We start from the raw sequence: 4,604 nt of genomic DNA on the forward strand, positions 1-4,604 counted from the left end.
CTACAAGTACTCCTTTTCCAAGCTTTGTTGGTGCTTGGAAAATCACATGATTTACAATATTTCCTGCACTCTTATCTAAAATATTGTATTGTCCTTTTCGTGCGTTAATTTCAAAAGTTTTAGATCCAACCATTTCATTAATTTTGTCAGCATAAACACCCGCACAGTTAATGATATATTTTGTTTCCATCTCTCCATTATTTGTATGCACTAAAAAATTGTCTGTTTTTTTATCGATTCCCGTCACACAATTTTCTAATTTAATTTCTACCCCATTATCTGCTGCATTTTCTGCAAGTGCCACTGCTAATTCCCAAGGACTAATTATTCCAGCAGTGGGTGCATATAACGCGCCTATAACCGCTTCATTTATATTTGGCTCCATTGCTCTTACTTTTTCTTGAAATAATATTTTCATATCTGGAATATTATTTTTAAGCCCTCTTGCATATAATTCTTTTATACTTTCCATTTCTTCTTCATTACTTGCAATAACAAAAGACCCCACTCTTTTGAAATGTACATCTAATTCTTTACATACTTGATCAAACATAGTATTTCCTAATCCATTCAATTTTCCTTTTAACGTATCCGGTTTTGCATCATATCCTGCATGTATAATTGCACTATTTGCTTTTGTTGTCCCATTTGCAATATCTGTCTCTTTATCTATTAATGCAATTTTTATATCAAACTTCGATAATTCTCTTGCTATAAATGTTCCTGTTATACCCGCACCAATTATGGCTACATCATACATATCATTTCCTCCTTTAAATAAAAATCAAAATAGCCACACAAATCAAACCTTTTACAGGTTAACTTGTGCGGCTCTCTTATTCTCAGCCTTTAAATATTTATATTGTCAACCTTATTATATCATTAAAGAGGTTCGCTGCAAACATTTTTTATAGCTATATTTTATACTATATTACTTATTCTTCTGACTCCCATTGCACCGATCTTTCAACTGCTTTCTTCCATCCTTTATACTTTCCTTCTTTAGACACTTCATCCATAGCTGGTGTAAATGTTTGATCAACATTCCATCTTTTTGAAATCTCATCTTTATTATTCCAGAATCCTACTGCAAGCCCTGCTAAATATGCTGCTCCTAAAGCAGTCGTTTCTATTACTTCAGGTCGATCTACTGGGACACCTAAAATATCAGATTGGAATTGCATCAAGAAATTATTTGCAACCGCCCCACCATCAACTTTTAACGCTTTTAAATTAATGTTTGAATCTTCTTGCATTGCTTGTAATACATCTCTTGTTTGATAAGCAATAGATTCAAGTGTCGCACGAATAATATGATTTCTATTCGAGCCTCTTGTTAATCCTACAATCGTTCCTCTCGCATACATATCCCAATAAGGTGCACCTAGCCCAACAAAAGCAGGTACCACATAAACACCATTTGTATCTTTTACTTTACTTGCAAAATACTCACTATCCGCAGCATCATTGATTAATTTCAATTCATCTCTAAGCCATTGAATAGATGCACCCGCTACAAAAATACTTCCTTCAAGGGCATATTCAACTTTTCCATCTACGCCCCACGCAATGGTTGTTAATAATCCATTTTGTGAAGGAATCACTTCTTCTCCTGTGTTCATCAACATAAAGCAACCTGTTCCATAAGTATTTTTTGCCATCCCTGGATTGAAGCAAGCTTGCCCAAATAATGCTGCTTGTTGGTCTCCAGCTGCTCCTGAAATAGGAATTTGTGCACCTCCAAAAGTATTTTCATCTGTATATCCATAAATCTCACTTGATTGCTTTACTTCTGGAAGCATTGAAGCTGGAATCTCTAATTCTTTTAAAATCTTTTCGTCCCATTTAAGTGCTTTTATATTATAAAGCATTGTTCTTGATGCATTTGAATAATCTGTCACATGTACTTTTCCTCTTGTTAAGTTCCAGATTAGCCATGTATCCATGGTACCAAATAACAATTCTCCCTTTTGTGCCTTTTCTTTCGCTCCATCAACATGATCTAAAATCCACTTAATCTTTGTCCCTGAGAAATAGGCATCTACAACAAGTCCTGTGTTTTCTCGAATATAGGTTTCTAAACCCCTTTTCTTTAAATCATCACAAATCGCTGCTGTTTGACGTGATTGCCAAACAATTGCATTATAAATAGGTTTTCCTGTGTTTTTATCCCATACTACTGTAGTCTCTCTTTGATTGGTAATTCCAATAGCAGCGATCTCTTCAGGTCTAATGCCTGCTGTTTCTAATACTTGTCTTGCTACGCCACTTTGTGTTCCCCAAATTTCCATTGCATCATGTTCTACCCATCCAGCTTTTGGATAAATTTGTGTAAACTCTTGTTGTGCAACCTTTACAATTTTCCCATCATGATCAAACAAAATCGCTCTTGAACTAGTAGTTCCTTGATCCAACGCCATTACATATTTCTTCATTATTTCTCCCCCTATCTTATTTTTAAGTTACGCCCCAAAGAATGTTACAAAGAACACCCCACCTAGTACACCCCCGATAATAGGTGCAACTACTGGAATCCAAGCATATTTCCAATTTGAATCACCTTTACCCGCGATCGGAAGTATAAAATGCGCAATACGAGGTCCTAAGTCACGCGCAGGATTGATTGCATATCCAGTAGTTCCTCCTAATGAAATACCAATCGCTACAATCAATGCACCCACAATAAATGGATTTAATCCTGCTGCAAACTCGTTTGCTCCAATTGCTAAAATTCCTAATACCAATACAAAAGTACCAATAATTTCACTCATTATATTTCCAAATGTATGTGGTATAGCTGGCCCCGTTGAAAATATTCCTAATTTAGCTCCTTTATCCTCTGTTTCAGCCCAATGTGGTAAGTAATGAAGCCATACAATTGTTGCGCCTATAATCGCGCCTATCATTTGAGCTACAATATACCCTGGAACATCTGCCCATGGAAACTTTCCAACTGATGCTAATCCTACAGTTACTGCCGGGTTGAGATGTGCACCACTGATATTTCCAACAGCATAAACACCCATCGCAACACCAAGGCCCCATCCTACAGTCGTTACAATCCAACCAGAAGCTTTTGAATAAGATTTATTTAATGTCAGTCCTGCATTCACACCACACCCAAAAATAATCAATATCATTGTTCCTATCACTTCACCCATAAAAGCTGACATATTATACCCCCTATTATTTTATTTAATACATATTTACGTTATAATATTAATTCTATAAAATGATGTCTAAATATAATGATTATGAAAAACTCTTCTATATATATTTTTTGCCTCTTTATACTTCAGCGATCCCCCTTTCACAATTTAATAACCGAAAAAACGATTTCCTTTGGACTGTAAAAATTTTCTTTATTTCTTAGGAGAACGTTTTCTTTTGAGAAAAAATTTTACCTATCCATCATCTCCTTCTTCTTAAATTTGTACAAAAATGAGCCATTCAAATCAACCTATCTTTATAGGTTGATTTGAATGGCTCTCCGTTTCTCCGGCCTTTAGTATTTAGTTTTATTTATAATAACATTTATAGAGTGATTTGTAAAGACTTTTCAGAAAATTGGTGTAAAGGTATGTATTTTTATTATCATATTTACATTTCTATATTTTATATCAAGCCTCTCAAATTCTCTATATTCTGCATTTAATTCATCTGCTTCTTAATACATACATCTTACATATACCAAATCTCTTCCTTGCTTGTAGAAATAGCCATAGCCCCAGCCTTAAGACTTGCAATTACATCTTCTTTATCATTAATCAGTCCACCTGCTATTATAGGGGTCTTTGTTTTTTCATATAACTTTGTTATAATCTTTGGCATAATTCCTGGCATAACTTCTATCGCATCTGGCCTTGTAGCATATACAGAATTTATTCCTGTATCTAATGATAGAGAATCCAATATAAAAAGTCTTTGTATGGCACGTATATTCATATTTTTTGCTTTCTTAACAAGACTACTCTTCGTAGTAATAATTCCATCTGGTTGCATATTTTCATAAATATATTTCAGTGCAACTGTATCTTTTGAAAAACCTTCCATTAAATCGATATGTATATAGATATCCATTCCTGCTTTTTTCACCTTATCTATAATACTTTTTAAATTAAAAATATTACCTGTCAATAAAAAAATAATTTCACAAGGTGATTGAATCGCCAAATCAAGTTTCTCTATATTATTTACTGCTGCAATAATAGGATTTGCTTCTACTTTATAATAAAACTGATGATCCACTTAAATTCCTCCTTTACAGATAAAAACTATCATTACACTATTTACATTAATTTTACACAATGTTTTCAGTTTTATGCTATAAGCATAAAAAAACACATATAACTAATCCTATACATAGGTTTTATATGTGGCTCTCTCCATTTCCATCGCCTTAAATTTTTTAGATTTAATTCATTATATCATTTAAAGAATATTGTGTGAATACCTATTAGAAAATAAAAAGATCTGAAACCAACTTATTTGGTATCAGATCTTTTTATTTAACCAGCAACGACCTACTCTCCCAGGCAGTTACCCACCAAGTACCATCAGCGCTGAAGGGCTTAACTTCTGTGTTCGGTATGGGAACAGGTGTG

At 33.9% G+C, this 4,604-nt stretch carries 4 protein-coding genes and 1 rRNA gene; all 5 read right to left on the minus strand.

Going from position 1 to position 4,604, the window contains the following annotated elements; all coding sequences use genetic code 11:
• The coding region (locus tag EV214_RS18345) for an NAD(P)/FAD-dependent oxidoreductase (protein ID WP_132248443.1) at nt 1-760 on the minus strand (760 nt) is incomplete at its 3' end.
• Nucleotides 761-935: 175 nt separating this feature from the next.
• Nucleotides 936-2,435 carry a glycerol kinase GlpK gene (gene glpK, locus EV214_RS18350; protein WP_132248445.1) on the minus strand — a complete coding sequence of 500 codons (1,500 nt, stop codon included), beginning with the start codon at nt 2,433-2,435 and terminating at the stop codon, nt 936-938.
• 27 nt (nt 2,436-2,462) lie between these two features.
• The gene (locus EV214_RS18355; RefSeq protein WP_132248447.1) at nt 2,463-3,173 is read right to left on the minus strand and encodes an MIP/aquaporin family protein; all 711 of its coding nucleotides are present in this window, start codon (nt 3,171-3,173) and stop codon (nt 2,463-2,465) included.
• A 508-nt stretch (nt 3,174-3,681) separates the two neighbouring features.
• Entirely contained in the window at nt 3,682-4,248 is a 567-nt protein-coding gene (locus EV214_RS18360) for a glycerol-3-phosphate responsive antiterminator (protein WP_132248449.1), read from the minus strand.
• Nucleotides 4,249-4,510: 262 nt separating this feature from the next.
• Nucleotides 4,511-4,604, minus strand: a 5S ribosomal RNA gene (gene rrf, locus EV214_RS18365); the annotation flags it as partial.

Source organism: Marinisporobacter balticus (assembly GCF_004345705.1).
GTDB classification, from domain to species: Bacteria; Bacillota; Clostridia; order Peptostreptococcales; family Thermotaleaceae; genus Marinisporobacter; species Marinisporobacter balticus.